This is a genomic window from Thalassolituus hydrocarboniclasticus (genome assembly GCF_025345565.1).
Classification (GTDB): Bacteria; Pseudomonadota; Gammaproteobacteria; order Pseudomonadales; family Oceanobacteraceae; genus Venatoribacter; species Venatoribacter hydrocarboniclasticus.
The window spans coordinates 418,868-441,134 of record NZ_CP054475.1 but is presented as its reverse complement, the minus strand read 5'-3'; the positions used below and the strand labels follow the sequence as shown (position 1 = coordinate 441,134).

The 22,267-nt window shown below is 53.9% G+C and carries 15 protein-coding genes; 2 read left to right on the top strand and 13 right to left on the bottom strand.

All coding sequences use genetic code 11. The features are described from left to right. Positions 1 to 30: 30 nt before the first annotated feature. The 9 genes from gltB to HUF19_RS01725 form a co-directional block, all read right to left on the bottom strand. Positions 31 to 4,482 (bottom strand): glutamate synthase large subunit, encoded by a 4,452-nt coding sequence (gene gltB, locus HUF19_RS01765; RefSeq protein ID WP_260998229.1) that lies wholly within the window; start codon positions 4,480 to 4,482, stop codon positions 31 to 33. A 204-nt stretch (positions 4,483 to 4,686) separates the two neighbouring features. Further along, positions 4,687 to 6,207, bottom strand: a complete 1,521-nt coding sequence (locus HUF19_RS01760) for an SPOR domain-containing protein (RefSeq protein ID WP_260998228.1) — start codon at positions 6,205 to 6,207, stop codon at positions 4,687 to 4,689. Positions 6,208 to 6,230: 23 nt separating this feature from the next. After that, the gene (aroB, locus tag HUF19_RS01755) at positions 6,231 to 7,322 is read right to left on the bottom strand and encodes a 3-dehydroquinate synthase (protein ID WP_260998227.1); all 1,092 of its coding nucleotides are present in this window, start codon (positions 7,320 to 7,322) and stop codon (positions 6,231 to 6,233) included. A gap of 5 nt (positions 7,323 to 7,327) precedes the next feature. Next, the gene (gene aroK / locus HUF19_RS01750; protein ID WP_260998226.1) at positions 7,328 to 7,843 is read right to left on the bottom strand and encodes a shikimate kinase AroK; all 516 of its coding nucleotides are present in this window, start codon (positions 7,841 to 7,843) and stop codon (positions 7,328 to 7,330) included. Between the two features lie 3 nt (positions 7,844 to 7,846). Continuing rightward, the gene (locus HUF19_RS01745; RefSeq protein WP_260998225.1) at positions 7,847 to 9,910 is read right to left on the bottom strand and encodes a type IV pilus secretin PilQ; all 2,064 of its coding nucleotides are present in this window, start codon (positions 9,908 to 9,910) and stop codon (positions 7,847 to 7,849) included. A 31-nt stretch (positions 9,911 to 9,941) separates the two neighbouring features. Further along, on the bottom strand, positions 9,942 to 10,481 hold the full coding sequence (locus HUF19_RS01740) for a pilus assembly protein PilP (protein ID WP_260998224.1): 540 nt from the start codon (positions 10,479 to 10,481) through the stop codon (positions 9,942 to 9,944). Between the two features lies 1 nt (position 10,482). After that, complete coding sequence (locus tag HUF19_RS01735; protein WP_260998223.1) at positions 10,483 to 11,124, bottom strand: type IV pilus inner membrane component PilO; 642 nt, start codon at positions 11,122 to 11,124, stop codon at positions 10,483 to 10,485. A gap of 4 nt (positions 11,125 to 11,128) precedes the next feature. Next, the gene (locus tag HUF19_RS01730) at positions 11,129 to 11,677 is read right to left on the bottom strand and encodes a PilN domain-containing protein (protein WP_260998222.1); all 549 of its coding nucleotides are present in this window, start codon (positions 11,675 to 11,677) and stop codon (positions 11,129 to 11,131) included. Then, positions 11,677 to 12,774 (bottom strand): pilus assembly protein PilM, encoded by a 1,098-nt coding sequence (locus HUF19_RS01725; protein ID WP_366516530.1) that lies wholly within the window; start codon positions 12,772 to 12,774, stop codon positions 11,677 to 11,679. Before HUF19_RS01725 ends, HUF19_RS01730 begins: the two co-directional genes overlap by 1 nt. A 205-nt stretch (positions 12,775 to 12,979) precedes the next feature. Here HUF19_RS01725 and HUF19_RS01720 point away from each other — a divergent pair, with 205 nt between their 5' ends. Continuing rightward, positions 12,980 to 15,415: a penicillin-binding protein 1A gene (locus tag HUF19_RS01720; protein WP_260998221.1), complete on the top strand. Its 2,436-nt coding sequence runs from the start codon at positions 12,980 to 12,982 to the stop codon at positions 15,413 to 15,415. Positions 15,416 to 15,517: 102 nt separating this feature from the next. On the opposite strand, the gene HUF19_RS01715 is transcribed toward HUF19_RS01720, so the two are convergent. Then, the gene (locus HUF19_RS01715; RefSeq protein ID WP_260998220.1) at positions 15,518 to 16,921 is read right to left on the bottom strand and encodes an FAD-binding oxidoreductase; all 1,404 of its coding nucleotides are present in this window, start codon (positions 16,919 to 16,921) and stop codon (positions 15,518 to 15,520) included. Between the two features lie 232 nt (positions 16,922 to 17,153). Between HUF19_RS01715 and serA the strand changes: the two genes are divergently transcribed. After that, entirely contained in the window at positions 17,154 to 18,383 is a 1,230-nt protein-coding gene (serA, locus tag HUF19_RS01710) for a phosphoglycerate dehydrogenase (protein ID WP_260998219.1), read from the top strand. A 103-nt stretch (positions 18,384 to 18,486) separates the two neighbouring features. Here serA and HUF19_RS01705 read toward each other — a convergent pair whose 3' ends face one another. The 3 genes from HUF19_RS01705 to hisF all read right to left on the bottom strand — a co-directional run bounded on the left by HUF19_RS01705 (position 18,487) and on the right by hisF (position 22,267). Next, entirely contained in the window at positions 18,487 to 20,661 is a 2,175-nt protein-coding gene (locus HUF19_RS01705) for a TonB-dependent receptor plug domain-containing protein (RefSeq protein ID WP_260998218.1), read from the bottom strand. 314 nt (positions 20,662 to 20,975) lie between these two features. Beyond that, positions 20,976 to 21,389, bottom strand: a complete 414-nt coding sequence (locus HUF19_RS01700; RefSeq protein ID WP_260998217.1) for a hypothetical protein — start codon at positions 21,387 to 21,389, stop codon at positions 20,976 to 20,978. Positions 21,390 to 21,502: 113 nt separating this feature from the next. Continuing rightward, complete coding sequence (gene hisF / locus HUF19_RS01695) at positions 21,503 to 22,267, bottom strand: imidazole glycerol phosphate synthase subunit HisF (protein WP_260998216.1); 765 nt, start codon at positions 22,265 to 22,267, stop codon at positions 21,503 to 21,505.

The window sequence follows — 22,267 nt, the reverse complement described above, 5'->3', positions numbered from 1 at the left end:
CTCGAACCTCTCTCTCTCGTCCTGTACCGATTACTCAGGACGAGCACGGGTGTTATTCAGCAATTGTTGTAAGTCGGCCGCTTTTGGTTTCACCAGCCAGAATTTGCCGATGAAGCCATCGAAGTCATCCAGAATGGTCTGACCCCAGGCACTGCCGGTCTCGCCGACGAATTCACGCAGCACACCACGCAGATGATTGCGGTGTGCTTCGGTCAGTTCGTTGGAGATACGGTGGATATCCACCAGCTCGTGGTTGTACTTGTCGACAAAGCTGTTATCGAGGTCGAGTACATAAGCGAAACCACCGGTCATACCTGCACCGAAGTTGTAGCCGGTTGCACCCAGCACACACACCATACCGCCGGTCATATATTCACAGCAGTGATCGCCTGCACCTTCAACAACGGCATGAGCACCGGAGTTACGCACACCGAAACGCTCACCGGCACGGCCGGCTGCCAGCAACTTACCGCCAGTCGCACCATACAGACAGGTGTTACCAACGATGGAGGTGTCATTGGTCTTAAAGGCCGAACCTTTTGGCGGGAAGATCACCAGCTTACCGCCGGTCATACCTTTACCCACGTAGTCGTTGGCATCACCTTCCAGCACCATTTCCAGACCACCGGCGTTCCATACACCGAATGACTGGCCGGCAACACCGGTCAGGTTCATGCGTACCGGCTTGTCAGCCATACCCTGGTTGCCATAACGCTTGGCAATTTCACCGGACAGACGCGCACCAATCGAGCGGTCACAGTTGGTGATGCGGAAGCTGAATTCGCCACCGGTTTTATTCTCAATCGCCGGCAGAACATCCTGCACCATGCGCTCAGCCAGCAGGCCTTCATCGTACGGTGCATTGCGTTCTACCTTAACGGTATGCGGCTTGTCGGCAGGAATATGGTCGTTAGCCAGTAACGGCATCAGATCCAGATTACGCTGCTTGCTGGTCAGGCCTTCCAGCATATCCAGCAGGTCGGTACGGCCAACCAGCTCTTCCATGCTGCGCACACCCAGCTGAGCCATCCAGCCGCGTACTTCTTCAGCGAGGAAGCGGAAGTAGTTTTTCACCATTTCCGCGGTACCGATGTAGTGCGCGTCACGCAGACCATCGTTCTGGGTAGCAACACCGGTCGCACAGTTGTTCAGGTGACAGATTCGCAGGTATTTACAACCCACCGCCACCATTGGCAGAGTACCGAAGCCGAAGGATTCCGCACCCAGAATGGCTGCTTTTACCACATCCAGACCAGACTTCAGACCACCATCGGTCTGTACACGGACCTTGCCACGCAAGTCGTTGGCACGCAGCGCCTGATGAGCTTCGGACAGACCCAGCTCCCATGGCGAACCGGCATATTTAATCGAGGTGATCGGCGAAGCCGCAGTACCGCCGTCATAACCGGAGATAGTAATCAGGTCGGCATACGCCTTGGCAACACCGGCCGCGATCGTGCCCACACCCGGCTCAGATACCAGTTTCACCGATACCAGAGCATTCGGATTCACCTGCTTCAGATCGAAGATCAGCTGAGCAAGATCTTCAATCGAGTAGATGTCGTGGTGCGGTGGCGGCGAAATCAGGGTTACACCAGGTACGGAGTAACGCAGGGTCGCGATCAGGTCATTAACCTTACCACCCGGCAGCTGACCACCTTCACCCGGCTTGGCACCCTGAGCGACTTTAATCTGCAGCACATCAGCGCTGGCCAGATAAGCCGGGGTTACACCAAAACGACCGGAAGCAATCTGCTTGATCTTGGAATTTTTGTTGGTGCCGTAACGGGCCGGATCTTCACCGCCCTCACCGGAGTTGGAACGGCCACCCAGTTCGTTCATGGCTTCAGCCAGTGCTTCGTGCGCTTCAGGTGACAATGCACCCAGAGACATCGCAGCGGTATCAAAGCGCGGGAACAGCTTTTCAGCCGGCTCTACTTCGCTGATATCGATTGGCGTGATGTCTTTACGCAGGCTCAGCAGGTCACGGATAGTCGCCACCGGACGCTTGTTCACCAGGTCGGCGAAGCGGTCGTAAGCGGCCTGACTGTTGGTCTGTACGGCTTCCTGAATGTTTTTCACAACATCCGGGTTATAGGCGTGATATTCACCACCGTGCACGTATTTGATCAGACCGCCCTGGTCGATTTTCTTACGGGTTTTCCAGGCGTTCTTACGAATCAGCTCAAGATCTTCTTCGAAATCGGCAAAGGTCGCACCCTGAATACGGCTGGTAACACCACAGAAGCACAGATCCACAACTTCTCTGCTCAGACCCACAGCCTCAAACAGCTGCGAACCACGGTAGGAAGCCACGGTTGAGATGCCCATTTTGGACATCACTTTCAGCAGGCCCTTACGGATGGCTTTGCGGAAGTTCTGCTGAGATTTCAGCGGATCGCCCAGCAATTCGTTGGTGCGGTGCAGATCGGTCAGTACGTCGTAAGCCAGCCATGGGTAAACGGCAGTCGCACCGAAGCCCAGCAGCACAGCAAACTGATGTGCATCGCGGGCAGAACCGGTTTCAACCACGATATTACCGTTGGTACGCAGGCCTTTGTTCACCAGACGGTGATGAACCGCGCCGGTGGCCATCACAGCCGGGATAACCCACTGGTTTTCGGCCACTTCACGGTCGGACAGGATGATAATAACGGTGCCATCACGCATCGCCTGCTCAGCCTGATCAGCCAGATTGATCACCGCCTGCTGCAGACCAACTGCCGGGTCGAATGCCAGCGACAGCGTGGTATGCGCAAAGGCATCCAGACCGGTGGTTTTCAGACCGTGGAATTTCAGCGGTGACAGTACCGGAGACGTCAGGATGATGCGGTTAGCATGGTCAGCACCGGTTTCGAATACGTTTTTCTCGGCACCGATACAGGTTTCCAGCGACATCACGATGGCTTCACGCAGCGGATCGATCGGCGGGTTGGTCACCTGCGCGAACTGCTGACGGAAGTAATCGGCCATATGGCGTACGCGCTGAGACAGCACGGCCATCGGCGTGTCATCACCCATAGAGCCAGTCGCTTCCTGACCCTCTTCGCCCATCGGACGCAACACCTGATCACGCTCTTCGTTGGTGATCAGTTGCAGTTTCTGATGAGTATTGAGCTGGTCACCGGTTAAGGCTTCAGCGTCATCGACTTTTTGCAGCAGCAGCTGACTTTCCATACGGATGGCATTTTCTTTCAGCCATTTTTTGTATGGGAACTCTGACTTCAGTGCGTTGTCGATGTCTGAGGCATTCAGCAGCTTGCCTTCTTTGGTATCAATCGCAAGGATTTCACCCGGGCCAACACGGCCTTTGGCAACGACGTCTTCCGGCTTGTAGCCGTACACACCGACTTCAGACGCAACGGTGATGAAGTTGTCTTTGGTGATAACCCAGCGCGATGGACGCAGACCGTTACGGTCAAGGCCACAAACGGCATAACGGCCATCAGTAATAACCAGACCCGCCGGACCATCCCAGGCTTCCATATGCATGGAGTTGTATTCGTAGAAGGCGCGCAGATCGGCGTCCATGGTCTCTACGTTCTGCCAGGCTGGCGGGATCATCATGCGGATAGCGCGGAACAGGTTCATACCACCGGTAACCAACAGTTCCAGCATGTTATCCATGGAAGAGGAGTCGGAGCCTGTGGTGTTTACCAGTGGCGCCAGATCGCTCAGGCCCGGCAACAACTCGCTGTTGTATTTCGGCGTACGGGCATTGGCCCAGTTACGGTTACCCTGAATGGTGTTGATCTCACCATTGTGCGCCAGCATGCGGAATGGCTGCGCCAGCTGCCAGCGTGGCATGGTGTTGGTGGAGAAACGCTGATGGAATACGCAGATCGCGGTTTCCATACGCTCGTCACCGAGATCCAGGAAGAAGTTCGGCAGGTCGACCGGCATGGTCAGACCTTTATAGGACAGCACCCGGTCAGACAGGCTGGCAATATAGAAATCCGGGTATTCGCTCAGTGCTTTCTCGGCGTAACGGCGCGCGTAGAACAGCTTCACGGCAAAGGCGGTTTCGTCCAGCTCAGAGTCGGCAGCAATAAATACCTGCTCAAAACGCGGCAGGCAGTCGATCGCCATCGGTCCCAGGCAGTCATTATTGGTTGGCACGGTGCGCCAGCCCAAAACAGACAGACCCTGACTGCTGAGAGCTTGCTCAACGGCGGTTTTCTGCTTGCTGAAGATGGCATCATCAAGATCCATAAACAGCATACCAACAGCGTACTGTGCCGGTAATTCAATACCCGCCTGTGCAGAGACCGCACGCAGGAAAGAATCCGGCTTTTGGATCAACAGACCGCATCCATCACCGGTTTTGCCATCCGCAGCAATACCGCCACGGTGTGTCATACAGGTTAAGGATTCGATTGCTGTCGTTAACAGCTTGTGACTCGGCTGCCCTTCCAGATGGGCTAACAAACCGAATCCACAGTTGTCCTTAAAGTCGCCTGGAGTATACAGACCAGTTCTCATAGAACAGCTCTCATTAGTAAAAACAATTGAAAAATCAAGGGCTTACAGCAGCCCAATGCTCAAAATTTAAGCAGCATCGAGACAAAAGGACGCTCATTCTACACATCTGAAGGCCCTGTCACAAATATGAGCGTTTTTGCGTATTGTTGTAAGGCAGCAACAGAAGGCTGCCTGAGGGGTCAAATTGCGGCCGGAAAAGTCTTCTCAGCGCAGTACATTCTGTACCGCAGAAACTTCACGAATCCAGGGAGACTGCGTACGCAGTTCCCGCGGCAAGGCGTTCACCGCGGCTTTGGCTTCGGCACGACTGCCATACACACCGGCAACCACAACAAACCACGGGCGGTCATTATGCTCGGTGCGATACTGATACAGCGAACCGGCAATCTGAGCCTGCCACTGCTGACGGAAACCTTTGGCATTATCTGCCTGATAACTACCAAACAGCTGTACAACAAAACCGCCACTCGCTGCCAGCAGGGCGCGCTCATCGGCGCTGCGCTGTGGTTTGGTAATGGCAGGCGCAGCCACTTCAGCTGCAGCAGGTGTGCTGGCCGGCTGACTGGCCAACGGCGTGGTGATAGCGGCAGTCTCTGCGGCCGGCGCCTGAACCGGCGCAGGGGCTACTGTTTCGGACGGCGTTTCTGAGCTTCCGCCAGAGCTTTCTGCTGCGGCGTAGTTGTAATCGGGCTCTGTGGCCGGACTGTCGGTTTTTACGACCGGCGGGGTAATTTCTGTCGTTTCAATACTTTCAGCTGCAACAGGCTCATTGCCGTTGTCCGGGGTACTGATAAAAGGTGATGGCTCACTGTCGGGCAACGCATCCGTCACCGCCAGTGAATTATCCGGCGCAAGCGTTGCCGGCTTATCGGCATCGCGGTACAGAAAGGAAACGATCAGTGCTGCTGCCACGCCGGCAATTGCCAGCATATGCAGCAGAGGAAAGCGGTTGGCCTGAGCCGCGGCTTTGGCAGCCGGTACCGCTTCAGCCATACCGGGCGACAGTAAATAATCTTCAGCCTGATGCAATAAAGCCTGTGGCCAGCCACCCGATTGCTGCCAGATAAACAATAACTCATCCTGACTCAGCGCCAGCGGCTGCCCCGGACTGAACACCTGCTGGATCAGCGCGGCGGAATCGTCGAGTGACAGAGGCTCAAGATGCAGAACATGCACAGGCGCCTGCGCCGGGCTTTCGCGGAATGCCAGCTCAAAACCCGGCTGACCAAACAGGGCAAAGGAAATAGCCTGAGGAGCCAGCAGAGCAAAGTGCGCAATTTCATTCAGCGTATCGGCATCGAGCTGGTCGGCCTGATCAATAATCACCAGCAGGCTGATACCATCTTTATAACGCAGCAAGGCAACGTCTTTAATGGCTTCGCGGGCATGAATAATATCATCGGCCAGCTGCGGCATATCCCAGTAGCGGGCGATCTGGTTGAGGATAGCCGGCATACCTAACATCAGGTCTGCGGTAATAAACAGGCTTTCTTCCGGCTCCTCACGCTGCGCGGCTAAAGCCTGGGCCAGAACCGTTTTGCCACTGCCTTCAGGGCCGGTGACGGCAACCAACAGTTCGCTGTAAGACGCCAGATGGGCGAGCAGCTCAAGATGCTTGAGCTGCTCAGACAGCAGCCGTGGCAAAGGCAGATGGTAGCCGCTTACCGGATCTTCTGTGCTGCTGTTGCGGTGCGCGTCCAGATCCAGATTAAAATCGGTTTCCATAATGCCTCCTTCAGGGCCTTGAGTTAAGCCGTACCGAGTTTATCCCCTGCCAGCAGGGTTTGCGTCAATAGGTCTTTCGGTACATCCGAGGTCATATAAGCCTCACCGATACGCTGCAACAGCACCAGACGGATACGGCCATCCAGTACTTTTTTATCCACCTGCATGCGCGACAGATAATCATCCTCTGACATATTGGCCGGACCGACCACTGGCAACTGCGCTGCCTGCAGTAATGAGCGCAGTTCACGCAATTCAGCAGCACTGATATGCCCCATGCGCCAGCCAAGATCGGCCGCCATCAGCATACCGGCACCAACAGCCTCACCATGCAGCCACTGACCATAGCCCTGATGGGCTTCAATCGCATGACCAAAGGTATGACCCAGATTCAGAATGGCGCGGATACCGGATTCAGTCTCATCCTGCGCCACCACTTCGGCCTTATCCTGACAGGATCGTTCAATCGCATACGCCAGAGCCTGCGGCTCACGCGCCATCAGCGCCTGAATATTGTCTTTTATCCACTGATAAAACGCGGAGTCACAGATAAGACCGTACTTGATTACCTCCGCCAGACCGGCTGACAGCTCACGCTCGGGCAGGGTGTTCAGGGTAGTGGTATCGGCGATCACGCACTGCGGCTGATGAAAAGCGCCAATCATGTTTTTACCCAGCGGATGATTCACACCGGTCTTGCCGCCGACCGAGGAATCCACCTGAGATAACAGCGTGGTCGGTACCTGAATAAAGTTCACCCCACGCTGATAAGAAGCAGCCGCATAACCACACATATCACCAACAACGCCGCCACCAAGGGCCAGCAGGGTCGTTGTACGGTTATGCTGTTTCTGCAGCAGGGCGTCATAAATAAGATTCAGCGTGCTGAGGTCTTTGTAGGCCTCGCCATCCGGCAGGATAACCTCATCGACCTGATAGTCCGTTAATGCCGCTTTTACCTGCTGCAGGTACAAAGGCGCAACGGTTTCATTGGTGACGATAAGAACCTGGCGGCCTTTAATATAGGGGGTGTATAACGCAGAATCGCCAAGCAGCCCGGCTCCGATAAAAATCGGGTAGCTGCGGTCGCCCAGATCGACAGTCAGGGTATTCATGTGTGTCAGCCTTTTATAAGCCTTTTAAGTTCCTGCACCACCCAGCGCGGGTTGCGCTGGTCGGTTTCAATAATGATGTCAGCAATTTCCCGGTACAAGGGATCACGGACACTGAACAGATCGCGCAGAATACGTTCCGGGTTTTCAGCCTGCAGCAACGGACGGTTTTTATCCTTTGCCGTCCGCGCCAGTTGTTGCTCAACCGAAGTGCACAGATAGACAACCGTGCCGCGTGCACTCAGATGACGGCGGTTTGCTTCGCGCATAACCACACCACCACCGGTGGCCAGTACGATTGACCCCATCTGGGTCAGTTCATCAATGGCCTGCTCTTCACGCTCACGAAAACCACTCTCCCCTTCCATATCAAATATCCAGGGAATATTGGCGCCGCAGCGCTCTTCTATGACCTTATCAGAATCAAAGAATTCGAGTTTGAGTTCGGCGGAAAGCAAACGGCCAATGGTGCTTTTTCCCGCACCCATTGGCCCTATTAGAAAGACAGATTGTGATCGCTTCATAGATTAACGATTGCTGAGCGAATCCTTAACCAGACGCGGAGTGATAAATACCAGCAGCTCGCTCTTATCTTCGGAGTGGCTGTTATAGCGGAACAGCGCGCCGATTAATGGCAGGTCGCCAAAGAACGGAGTTTTACTGATTGCCGTTACTTCTTCCGAGCGGAAGATACCACCCAGCACCACCGTTTCGCCATTGTCGACCAGAACCTGAGTTTCCACGGCGTTAGTGTTGATGCTTGGTCCTGCCGGAGTCAGTTCGCCCACGGAATCCTGGTTGATTACCAGATCCATGATAATGCGGTCATCCGGGGTAATCTGCGGTGTTACTTCCAGACGCAGTACCGCAGACTTGAACGACACGTTGGTAGCACCGCTGGAGCTGGCCTGCTGATATGGAATTTCAGTACCGGATTCGATAGAAGCCGTCTGGCCATCAGCAGTAATAACCCGTGGCTGCGACACGATTTCTGCACGGCCATCGGTTTCAATCGCCGCCAGTTCCAGATCCAGCAGGTAATCTGCGGTCTGATAGCCCACAGCAAAGGTGGTCGCCGCGGCGTTGGTCACACCGAAATCAACAATGTTTGCTGAAGTCAGGTTAATGGCTTCCGGCTCGTCACCATTAAAGCGGTCAAGCAGAACCTGATTACCTTCCGCAATAGTGGTCTGACTGCCGCCAACCGTCGTCCAGTTATTACCGTTATTTTTATAGCCGGCACCACCCCACTTAACACCCATTTCTTCGCCAACACTGGTAGTGGCAACGACGATACGGGCCTCAATCAGCACCTGACGCACTGGCACATCGAGCATATTCAGGGCTTCACGTACTTTTTCCAGATTACCGGCGGTATCTTTCATCAGCAGGGTATTGGTGCGCTCATCGACAACCGCCGAACCACGCTCAGATAACAAGCCCTGCTCGGACGTCAGCAGCTTGGCCAGCTCGCTGGCTTTGGCATATTTCAGCTGCATGTATTCGGTGACCAGCGGAGCCAGTTCTTCTACCTGTTTAACCGCTTCCAGCTCGATTTTTTCACGTGCTGCAATTTCTTCCGCCGGCGCAATCAGCAGTACAGAGCCCATCTGGCGTTTACCCAGACCTTTGGTTTTCAGTACCAGATCCAGCGCCTGATCCCATGGCACGTTCTGCAGGCGCAGGGTAATGCTGCCCTGAACGGTATCGGATGCCACAAGGTTGAGGCCGGTAAAATCGGCGATCAGCTGCAGAACCGCACGTACTTCAATATTCTGGAAGTTAAGAGAGAGCTTCTCGCCGGTGAACGGGAACTGTTTCTTGCGTTCTTCTTTCTGTTCTTCCGGTAATACAGAAACGTTGATCGACAGCAACTTGTCGGTCTGATAAGCCAGATACTCGAAATCGTCCGAGGTTGGCTCAATCACGATACGGGTAGAGTTATCTTCACGCTTGGTGTCGACAAAGCGTACCGGTGTTGCAAAATCGGTTACATCCAGACGACGGCTCAGAGCTTCCGGTAAACGAACGCCTTTCAGATCGGCAATAATCTTATTGCCTTCGCGACGGATATTGGCAGAAGCACGGGGATCGTTCAGCATCACCTGAACCTGACCTTCACCCAGCTCGCCACGACGGAAATCAACGTTAACCACTTTGATATCGCTGCTCAGCATGCCTGCCTGATCGGTGCTGTTATCCGCGACAAATACTTTCTCGCCTTCTGTCTGACCGATACGCAGTAACAGGGTATTGCCATCAACCTTGGTGCTGTAACCCACCAGACGGGTGAGGTTAACAACCAGACGTGAGCGGTCTTTGGTCGACACCAGAGTGGCGCTGCGGGCGTTGCCGGAACCGATCTGATGGCGCTTTGTTTTCAGCGTACTGACAACACCCGGCAAGTCCAGAGCGATACGCGCTGGCTGCTCAATGGTATAGCCACTGACCTGCGGCGGCGTACCATCGAAAACCATGCGGATTTCAGTCACGTCTCCGGGTAATGAAGAAAACTTCAGATCGTTCAGCGTTGCCGCCGAAACCGCAGAAGCCATCAAAGCCAGCAGCAGGACCGGTAGTGCCTTTATCATTGTGTGAAAGCCTTTCACCATGTTCATAAAATTACTCTCCACCCAGTCCTTCCAGAGCCAAAGTACGCGGCCGCTCAATCCAGCCACCGATACCATTAGGTACAATTTCAATTAAATTTATTCTGTATTCAGAGATCGACAGGATACGGCCATGATTCTGGCCCATATAGTTGCCTTCTTTTACCCGTACAACACTGTCATCGCCATCTTTAACCAAAGCCCAGAGAACACCATCATCCCGGGCCAGGGTACCGACCATGGTCAGCGCACCCAGAGTATACTGCTCAAGGTGCTCTTTAGGTCGCTCCAAATCAGGTCTGATATCACTCGCCGGCTGCAGATTAATCTCAGCATCAGCAACCACAGGCAACTCAAAAGGCGAACGCAGGCCGGCGGCACTATAGCTGAAAAACTCGTAGGGCTTAAACACCGGGATAGGCTCAATGCGCCCGCGCGGTTTGTTTAATGTGTCATCAACAAAACGTTTCAGGTCGGCGGTATCTGAAGAACCGGAACAGCCGGCAAGAAATACAGAAACCATAATGGTGAGGAGTAGCATCAGCTTGCTCATATTACTTCCCCTCATCACTGCTGTACTGATAAGTTTTGGCCAGAATCTTCATTTTCAGATCGCCATCCTTACCTGATTTTTCGATCGAGAAATCATGCAGGGTCACAATACGTGGCAGAGACGCCACTGATGAAACAAATGCACCCATTTCGTGATAACCACCGACAACCTCAATGTTGATTGGCAGTTCGTTATAAAACTCCGTTTGGGTCATTTTCTGCGGATCTATCGCATTCAGTTTCAGGCCAGCACCCAGTGCTGCAGAGCTGATGTCATCAATCAGGCCCGGAACCTCAGTATCCCGTGGCAGCTGTTTAAGCAGCGAGCCGAAGCTTTCTTCCATTTCAATCATTTGCGCTTTATAGGCGTCCAGATTGGCAACACTGAAGGCCTTACCTTCAAAATCTTTTTTCAGTGTTATTTCTTTCTTGGCTTCACGATCCAGACGCTCAAGTTTCTCTTCAACAAAGCCAAAGTAACCGCCCACCAGTACCGCGATAAATATCAGTACACAGAACACAACCTTGCCGGGAAAGGGCCATGAACCCATGTTTTCCCAGTCGATGTTATTCAGATCATCGATTTGAAATTCGTTAAGCTTTTCAGTCAGGGCCTTTAAATCTAATTTTTTCAGGTCAGCCATGCTGTCACTCCTCTTCCGCTTTTGGCTGAACGCGCTTCATGGTTACTTCAAACTCATTCACCCCTTCGGATTTGGCCTGCACACGAATCAATGCAGGGTCAGCAAACCATTCGGACTGATCGAAGTTACGCATTAAAGCGGCTACCCGGTTGTTCGATTTAGCGACCCCCTTAATGGTGACTGCGGTTCCCTTAATACTAAGAGAATCGAAGTAAAGATCTTCCGGAATCGAACGGGCCACCTCGTCGAACACCCGCACGATAATCGGCCGGTTACCCTGTAATGCCTGAATCAGCTCCATCCGCTCAATCAACTGCTTGCGCTTATCTTTTAATTCGCGGATCTCAGATATCTTCTCTTCAAGAACCCTGGTTTCATTTGTAATGTATGCATTACGGCGATTCTGAGACTGAATGCTGCTCTGGTAATAATCGTTAACCAGATAGATGATCGCTGCGGCACACAGAGCGACCAGCGCGATCACGCCATAAAATTCATTCTGCTTTTCTTTCCGCAGCGCCTGGCGCCACGGCAACAGGTTAATATTAGCCATCAGTCAAAGCTCCTCATCGCCAGCCCACACGCAATCATCAATGAAGGCGCGTCGCCATTCAGCAGATTAGCGTTAACTTTCTGCGACAGCGTCATATTCACAAAAGGATTGGCAATCACAGTGGCGATACCCATCGCATCCTGCACCTGATCAGACAGATAAGGGATAGAAGATGTACCACCAGCAAGAATAATGTAATCCACATCATTAAACTGACTGGACGAGTAGAAAAACTGCAGCGACCGGCTGACCTGCTGCACCACAGCACGGCGGAAAGGCTCAAGCACTTCGCTTTCGTAATCATCCGGCAGACCGCCTTCCAGCTTGGCACGCGTGGCTTCCTCTTCGCTGAGGCCATAACGACGCATGATATCTTCGCTCAGCTGCTTGCCACCGAATAACTGTTCACGGGTATAGATAGATTTGCCTTCATGCAGCACGCTGAGCGTGGTCATCGTGGCACCGATATCCAGGATAGCGACGGTTTCAATCTCATCACCATCCAGCTGACCTGCCAATAACGAGAAGGCGCGTTCGGTACAGAAGGCTTCAACATCCACAACCGCAGCTTCAAGGTTGGCGTACTCAACCGCATCTTTACGGCGCTCAACGGTTTCAGAACGACAGGCCGCCAGCAGAACGTCCACCATATCATTGCCAGAATCGGACGGCCCCTGGATTTCCCAGTCCAGCGCAACTTCTTCCAGCGGATAAGGAATGTACTGGTCAGCTTCTGCACGGATCTGAAAGTCCATTTCATCGTCTTTCAGTTTGCCGTTCATCTGTACGGTTTTGGTGATGACCGCAGAGCCGGCTACAGCAATAGCAGCACGCTTGGCGCTGGCACGGGAGCGGCTCAGAGCACGGCGTATCGCCTCGCCAACCGCTTCGTCATTGCTGATGCTTTGTTCCACCACGGCATTGGCTGGCAGGGGTTCAGCGGCATAAGCTTCAACCTGATAGCGATCGTTATTGCGACTCAACTCAAGGACTTTCACTGAGGTGGAACTGATATCCACCCCAAGAATTGCCTTGTTCTTCTTATTAAACAAGTTAGCCAGCACGACAAAATCCCCATCAAATTCGCGAACTTGCACGCACAAGCTCACTCAGATCCTATATAGTCGGAGTCATTATAAGCACATTCCTATTAAAAGAACAAAAAACCCTTATAATGCCGCAACCCGCATATTCACTGGCTTCCCGAGGCGATGACAATCTTTTTTTATGACTAAGTCACACCCGCTCCTGCAATTGTTTTTTTGGCTTGTAATGTCCATTTTTGCCGGCTCCGGCATGCTGATGATGGCAATCTATCTGTATCTGGCGCCAACACTGCCGGATACAGAGGAACTCAAGGACGTCGAACTGCAAACCCCACTGCGCGTTTATTCCGCCGATGGCAAGCTGATCAGCGAATTTGGCGAGAAGCGCCGCACCCCGCTGACCTATGCTGAAATACCGCCGCAGTTTATCAATGCCCTGCTGGCTTCAGAGGATGATGGCTTCTTCGAGCACCATGGTATTGATCTCAAAGGCCTGGCGCGGGCCGCCTTTGAGCTGATCCGTACCGGCCGCAAGAAATCCGGCGGCAGTACCATCACCATGCAGGTCGCCAAAAACTACTACCTGTCCTCAGAAAAAACCTTTGCGCGTAAATTCACCGAAATCCTGCTGGCGCTGAAAATTGAACAGAGCCTGAGCAAGCAGGACATCCTTGAGCTCTACATCAACAAAATTTATCTCGGCAAGCGCGCCTACGGTATCGAAGCCGCAGCTCAGGTTTACTACGGCAAATCGATTAAAGAGCTTAATCTGGCGCAACTGGCCATGATTGCCGGCCTGCCTCAGGCCCCCTCTGCGGCCAACCCGGTTAACAACCCGCGCCGCGCCCTCGATCGCCGCAACTACGTGCTGGCACGTATGCGCACCCTTGAAATGATCAGCGCAGAAGAATTTGATCAGGCTGCGCGCGCACCGGTTACCGCCCGCTACCATGGCGCGACTTCTGAGGTGGTGGCTCCCTACGTCGCCGAGATGGTACGCCGCGAAATGGTTGAACGTTATGGCGATGAAGCCTACACCCTGGGCTACAACGTCTACACAACCGTCGACACCAATCGTCAGCTGGCCGCCAACAGAGCCCTGCAAACCGGCTTGCTGAAATACGACCGCGACCACGGTTACCGCCTGCCGAAACCCATGGCACCGATAAATACTCTGGATGTTGCTGAAAATCCGGAACTGGAGCCCTGGCTGAGCAAAGCGGACAAAGCCTACGATATCGACTGGCCGGAAACCCTTGAGCAATGGGACAGCATCCTGCGTGATCAGGATGATATGGGCCTGATCTCGCCGGCAATTGTGCGCAGCGTCGAAAACGACGGCGCCTGGATCTATCAGAACAACAGCGAACGCTGGCTGCCATTCAGCGGCATGCTCTGGGCCAAGCCCTACGTCAACGTCAACATCATTGGTTCTGAACCCGAGAAACCCGCCGATCTGCTCAGCGCCGGCCAGCGCATCTGGGTGGAAGAAGGTCAGGACGGTCTGATTCTGGCCCAGGTGCCGGAAGCCGAAGGCTCTATTGTGTCTCTGCGCCCGAATGACGGTGCGATTCAGGCACTGGTAGGCGGCTTCTCACTGGGCAACAACAAGTTCAACCGCGTAATTCAGGCCGACCGCCAGCCGGGCTCGGCATTTAAGCCGTTTATTTACAGCGCCGCACTGGCCAACGGTTTCACCCCCGCCAGCATTATTAATGATGCACCGGTGGTATTCGAAGATGCCAGCCTGGAAAACACCTGGCGCCCGCAGAATAACAGTGGCAAGTTTTATGGCCCGACCCGCCTGCGCCAGGCGCTGTATAAATCGCAGAACCTGGTCTCTATCCGCATCCTGAAACAGGTGGGGCCAAGCAGAGCAGTTAACTACATCGAGCCTTTCGGCTTTCCGCGCAGCAAGCTGAACGCCGACCTGTCACTGGCCCTCGGCGCTTCCGCCGTTACCCCAATGGAACTGGCGACCGGTTACTGCGTGCTGGCGAACGGCGGTTATGCCGTCGATCCTTATCTGATCAGCCGCATTGAAGACAGTAATGGCAATATCCTGTTTACCGCCACCCCACGCACCGTGTGCCGTGAATGTGAAAAGCCACAGTCCGGCACCGCTGAAGAACAGCTGAGCGCCAGCGAACTGGAACAGCAGCTGCAGCAGCAACTGAATCCGGAAGAAGCCCTTCCCCTGGCGCCGCGGGTGATGGATGAGCGCACCCACTTCCTGATGATCAGCATGCTGAAAGACGTGGTGCGTCTCGGTACCGGTAAGCGCGCACTGGCACTGAACCGTGATGATCTGGCTGGTAAAACCGGTACCACCAACGATCAGAAAGACGCCTGGTTCTCCGGCTTCAGCCCGGATCTGGTGACTACCGTATGGATTGGTTTTGACCAGCCGAAAACCCTCGGCCGCTGGGCATTCGGTTCCAACACCGCGCTACCGATCTGGGTTGATTATATGGGTAGCGCCCTGAACGGCGTACCTGAGCATCCATTCGAGCAACCGGAAGGAATTGTCAGCGTGCGCATCGACCCGGAAACCGGCCTGCTGGCGACACCGGGGCAAAGCAACGCGATCTTTGAATACTTTAAAGAAGAAGACGTCCCAAGCCAGCCGGTTAAAATTGCACCAACCAACGGCAGCGGCGAAACTGAGCTGGTGCCGGAGCAGCTGTTCTGATCAGACAGCTGCTCCGAGAGCGCAGCCGCTGACAGCGCAAGCATAAAAAAGGCCGGGTTAACCGGCCTTTTTTATGCTTGCTGCTTGCGGACAAAGCGCTGCTTACAGGTCCACCAGCTTACCCGGGTTCATCACGTTATTCGGATCGAATACCGCTTTCACTGCTTTCATATAAGCCAGCTCGGCCGCCGAACGGGTGTATTCCAGATACGGCTTTTTGGTCATGCCAACACCGTGCTCGGCAGAAACCGAGCCGTCGTATTTCTGCACGATTTCAAATACCCACTTAGATACCTTGGCACAGCGTTCGAAGAACTCTTCTTTCGCCAGAGCATCCGGCTTAAGAATGTTCAGGTGCAGGTTGCCATCGCCAATGTGGCCGAACCAGATGATCTCGAAATCCGGATATTCACGGGTCACGATTTCATCGATATCGTTCAGGAACGGTGGCACTTTGGAAACAACCACGGAAATGTCGTTTTTGTAAGGTGTCCACTCGGAAATGGTTTCGGAAATATCTTCACGCAGACGCCACAGATTCGCCGCCTGGGTTTCACTCTGACTGATCACACCATCAACCACCCAGCCGTTTTCCACACACTGCTCAAACAGGTTCATGGAAAGATCCATATCGGCATCGGTGACGGCTTCAAATTCGATCAGCGCATAAAAATCGGCACTGCTGTCGAACGGCGCAGGCACATCGCCGCGCGCCAGTACTTTGCGCATGGCTTTATCGGAGAAGAACTCAAACGCAGTCAGATCCATGCTGCCCTGAAACTGGTTCAGCACCTTCATCACGTCGTCCAGTTCAGGAATCGCCAGCACCAGTACGGTCAGGTTTTTCGGTGTACGGGTCAGACGCATAGTGGCTTCGGTAATAAAGCCAAGCGTACCTTCACCGCCGATGAACAGCTGACGCATATCGTAGCCGGTGTTGTTTTTCAGCAGGTCTTTATTCAGACGCAGAACCTCGCCCTGACCGGTTACGACCGTCAGACCAGCCACCCAGTCACGGGTCATACCCCAGCGGATGACTTTAATCCCGCCGGCATTGGTGCTGATGTTACCGCCAATCTGACTGGAGCCCGCAGAAGCGAAATCCACCGGATAAAACAGACCCTGCTCTTCGGCATAATTCTGCAGCTGCTCGGTAATCACCCCGGCACCGCATTTAACGGTACGGTCAACGGCATTAAAGTCGCTGATCTGATTCATATAATCAAAGGCCACAACGATTTCGCCATTGGCTGCCACCGCGCCGGCACTCAGACCGGTACGGCCACCGGATGGCACCAGTGCCAGCTGATGCTCGTTGGCCAGCAGCACGATATCGCGCACCTGCTCGGTGGTTTTCGGGAACACGATCGCAGTTGGCTTGGGCGCGTAGATTTTGGTCCAGTCTTTACCGAAGGTTTCCAGAGAGTCTGCATCGGTACGAACCTTATCGGCACCAACAATGGCCGATAACCGTTCAATCAGGGCGTCTTGAGTCAGGGCAGTCATGGGAGATTCCGCATAGATGAATGTCATTCACCTCAAATTGAGTATTCTTCGCGATGAAAAGCGAGTTTGAGGCTCACGTTAACAGGCCGGGTATGCTAGCATACGCGCCTTATTTTTCGGAGTGGTTTTCGCTCCGGAAGTGAGTCCGGCGCCTGTCGTTACCTGTGCTGTACCGTGCAAGCACCGGCCGGATTCACCGCAACGGTTCTACATACTGCATATAGGTACCATCATGGCTCAAACCTCCCTCGATAAAAGCAAGATCAAATTTCTCTTGTTGGAAGGCGTGCACCAGTCTGCTCTCGAAACCCTGAATGCCGCTGGTTACACCAACATCGAGTACCTGAAGACCTCGCTGCCGGATGACGAGCTGAAAGCCCGCATCAAAGACGCACACTTTGTCGGCATCCGCTCCCGCACTCAGCTGACCGATGAAATCTTCGAAGCCGCCGAAAAACTGATCGCTGTAGGCTGCTTCTGTATCGGTACCAACCAGGTTGACCTGAAAGCCGCCACCAAGCGTGGTGTTGCCGTGTTCAATGCGCCGTACTCCAACACCCGTTCCGTTGCTGAACTGTCTCTGGCCGAAATCATCATGCTGATGCGCGGTATTCCTGAGCGTAATGCCCAGTGTCACCGTGGCGGCTGGAACAAGTCTGCGGATAACTCTTACGAAATCCGTGGTAAGAAACTGGGCATCATCGGTTACGGTTCCATCGGTACTCAGCTGTCTGTAATGGCTGAGAGCATGGGCATGGACGTGTACTTCTACGACGTGGTTACCAAGCTGCCACTGGGCAACGCCAAGCAGGTTGGCTCGCTGAACGAACTGCTGAATCTGGCCGATGTTGTTTCCCTGCACGTACCGGAAACCGCCGCCACCAAGTGGATGATGGGTCCTGAGCAGTTCGCACAGATGAAACAGGGTTCTATCCTGCTGAACGCTTCCCGCGGTACCGTGGTTGATATCGACGCTCTGGCCGAAGCCATCCGCAGCAAAAAACTGCTGGGCGCTGCGATCGACGTATTCCCGGTTGAGCCACGCGCCAACGGTGAAGAGTTCATCACTCCGCTGCGTGAATTCGACAACGTGATCCTGACTCCGCACGTGGGTGGTTCTACCCTCGAAGCACAGGAAAACATCGGTAAAGAAGTGGGCGAGAAGCTGGCCCAGTACAGCGATAACGGCACCACAACCTCTTCTGTTAACTTCCCGGAAGTGGCCTTGCCGAGCAACAAAAACGTGCACCGTATCCTGCACATCCACAAAAACGTTCCTGGCGTTATGAATGCGATCAACAGCATTTTCGCCGAGAACGGTATCAACATCTCAGGTCAGTACCTGCAGACGGTTGAGGATGTGGGTTATGTCGTCATTGATGTTGCAGCTGACGCTTCTGAACTGGCTCTGGAAAAGATCAAAACCGTCGAAGGCACTATCCGCGCCCGCGTACTGTACTGATCGGTCCCGCTGCAATCCCTGTGATTGCGGCAATAAAAAACGGCAGCTCTGGCTGCCGTTTTTTTATGCCTGCTGTTTATCTGCTGTTTCAAGCTGCCTGCTATCACCAGCTCATCTGCCAGCCAACACGATTCAGCCAGCGTGGCGTGGTTTCATACAGCACCTGTTCCGGCAAGGCATCATACTCACTGCTGAGCGACCACTCTCCAAGCCAGGTGCGCCAGCTCCAGCGCGCCAGCAAACGCTGCTGCCGGTAGCGCCCCTGTGCGGCATAGCCCGGATCGTTATCCTGTTTACCCGCATCCCAGATGATACCAAGCATTTGTTCCTGCCGTTCGCCGCTGTGGCTCCACACCAGCCGCACACTGCTCTCTGCCCCCAACGCCAGCTCACCGGCGCGGTTACAGTCACGCTGCTGGCGCAATGCGCTAAACCAGATATTGTGATTAACCAGCGGCTGCCACTGCAGCTGCGATTCAATTCCCTTCAGGGTCATCTGACCTTCATTGACAAGCGAGGCACTGCTCAGGGTCACGTTACTGCCGATCAGATCATCCAGCTGTTCGCGGAAAACCTTGATATCCAGCTGCAACGCCGCCTGCGGTAAATGCACAAAGTAACCCAGCTCCCAGGCCTGAATACGCTCATCACGCAAACCATCGCGCCAGTCATCGGCGTTGGCACTAATAAACAAGCCACCCTGATTCAGATTGAGATAATTACTGCTTACATCCGTGAGTACCGCACGGCCATTCAGATAACGTTCGGCAATATCCGGAGTACGGCGACTGCGTGAGTATTGCACGCGGATACTCTGATCGGCGGCGGGCAGATAATTCAGTGCCAGACGCGGTAAATAATGGATGTCCTGCTCAGCCTGATATTGCGCCATCACCCCGGCCGACAGCAGCCAGTGCGTTGCCGGGCGGTATTCCGCACTGACAAAAGCCAGCCACTGGTCGTTGCGGACTTCTCCCTGCAGATAGGTTGCAGAGTTCACCTGATCGCGGCGCAAACCTATGCCCTGCACCGAACGTAACTGTTCGCTCCAGCGCCGGGTATCCTGCAGCTCAATATCAAAGCGCTGCTCATAAACATCCAGATCCCCACGTCCGCACAACATCTGATCCAGAGCACTGGCCGCCACAGCACGCTGCACTATCTGCTGTGCTGAGCTGTATTCAGCGGCCGTCAGCGCCTCAGTTAATCCCAGCCCCTGCTGCAATTGCGCGGCATCAAACACACCGGCTGCGAGGCCCTGATAAAGCTGGGTAATCGCACTGCGTTCGCTGCTGGTGAGCGCCGGGTTCTGCAGCGGCAGCAGGCCGTAACCGAGTTTCTCGGCCAGCTGCGGATGCTGCTGATACAACTCACTCAACTGCGCATCAAACGCCATGGAGGGTGCACAGGCGTGGTAATCCACCTCACTGTTATCAGCCTGCCAATAGGCCTGCAGCTGAACTTCATGATCGGCCGAACGCTGACTGCGCCAACGCAGCCAGCCCAGATCTGACTGTGCCGTCTGCTGCGGTGAGTCGGTCTGAAATTGACTGTCGGCGAGATAATCACGCTGCAATTGCTGGCGCCCAACCTGCCAGCGCAGCTCGTTATCCATATCCGCCTGCCAGGCTCCGGACCAGTTCAGCCCACGCACCTGACGCAGATCGGGAAATCCACCCTGATCGCCAGCATCGGCGTGGTAGCCACCATGCTCACCTTCCCGCCAGCCAAACAGACTGAGGCGGCTTTGTTGCTGTGCCCCCTGCTGGCTGATGCTGACATAGAATTGCGGACGTTGCTCTGAGCCAAAGCTGCCATTAAGGCGCAGACGCGCACTGTCAGCCGGGTGTCGGGTAATAATGTGAATAACGCCCTGCAGGGCATTCATACCGTAACTGGCAGCACTCGGGCCGCGGGTAATTTCAATGCGTTCGATATCCTGCAGGGCAATGCCGAGCTGATCCCAGTCGACATTGGCAAAGGAGGCTTTATAAACCGAGCGGCCATCCACCAGCACTTCCAGCCGCCGCGCCAGTGATACACCGCCACTGTGATACACCACGCTCTGGCGATTGCTGTCCAGCTCACGGGCGACAAAGAGTCCGGGAACAAAGCGGAATAAAGAAGGGATATCGGCCGCGCCCCAGAGACGAATCTGTTCGGCGGTAATAACGGTAACAGCGGCGGGAACTTCAGCCAGCGGCTGCTGCAGACGAACCGGGGTTAAAACCTGAGGGATATCGGGTTCGAATTCAAAGGCATCAGACTCTGCAGCCACAGAGGTGACGGATATTCCCATGCATAAGCAGAGCAGTATCCGGCCCGCATACCCGCGCCTGTTCCCCGATTTCATTATGCATCCCTGCCCATATAAGTGGCGAGATAGTACACAATTACGACATGCCTGTTAATACCGCCACACCCTGTCCAGAAGCTCATAAATACAGAACAGAACCTGCACAGAACACCTTCGTCACAGAAATACAGAGCGACAACATAAGCAGGCGGTCATCACAGACCCTAAATGTACGGCGCCCATAAAAAAACAGGCCGCGGATATGCGGCCTGTTTTTATCTGCGGAGAATCGTCACTTACAGAGCGTTCTCAATCACTTCTTTGATCGTATTTGCGCGATCCTGAACCTGATTCTCGGCATTAATGATCGGCGAGTGGTTAATCGTTAACACACCGTCGCTGAATGAAGCGCACTTACTGGAGTTGTGAATGTCGCCGTCATTTTCAATAACGATTTTTTTCAGGCCAGCCTGCACAGCTTCCTGGCAAAAATCATCAGAGCATAATTCTTTAAGTGCAATAATCACCGGCTCAAAATAAATCAGAGGCCAGGTTTGCTCATACAGGTGTGAGTAGCCATCAATGGTAATGGTGTCCCACTTGATTTCAATTTCGAACTCGAATTTGGCGGCTTCGAAAATCTGAGCTTTTAATGAGTCCAGACGATCCTGTTCAAAATCGCGTGCCGCTTTTTTTTCCTTAAGTCCCATTGTCATTCCTTATATCTGACAGATTAACTGATATAAAAAGATCCGGCATTTTCCGGATCTTTTTCACGTCTCAGCAAAGCCAGCATTATTAGCCTGTTTTTGCAGATAGTATGTTAATCAAGCCGCATTTCGATGCCTGCCGCAGCCATGTACTGCTTGGCTTGCTGCACCGTGTATTCACCAAAATGGAAAATACTGGCGGCCAGCACCGCATCGGCATGTCCGATCTTCACGCCATCTACCAGATGGTCGAGGTTGCCCACACCACCTGAGGCGATCACCGGTATATTAACAGAATCAACAATAGCACGAGTAACACCGAGGTCGAAACCCGATTTCACACCATCACGGTCCATAGACGTCAGCAGGATTTCACCAGCGCCGAATTCCGCCATTTTTACCGCCCACTCTACCGCATTAATACCGGTCGCCTTGCGGCCGCCGTGGGTAAAGATTTCCCAGTGATTATCACCGACCTGCTTGGCGTCAATCGCAACGACAATACACTGCGCACCGAATTTATCCGATGCTGCTTTAACAAACTCAGGGTTGTATACCGCCGCTGAATTGATCGACACCTTATCAGCGCCAGCATTCAGCATACGGCGAATATCGTCCAGCTCGCGGATACCACCACCCACGGTCAGCGGGATAAATACCTGTTCGGCGATGGCTTCCACCATATGCACCGTGGTGTCACGACCTTCGTGACTGGCGGTAATATCGAGGAAGGTAATTTCGTCGGCGCCCTGGTCGTTATAACGCTTGGCGATTTCCACCGGGTCACCGGCATCGCGGATACCAACAAAGTTCACGCCTTTAACCACGCGGCCTTTATCGACATCCAGACAAGGAATAATACGTTTGGCGAGCGCCAT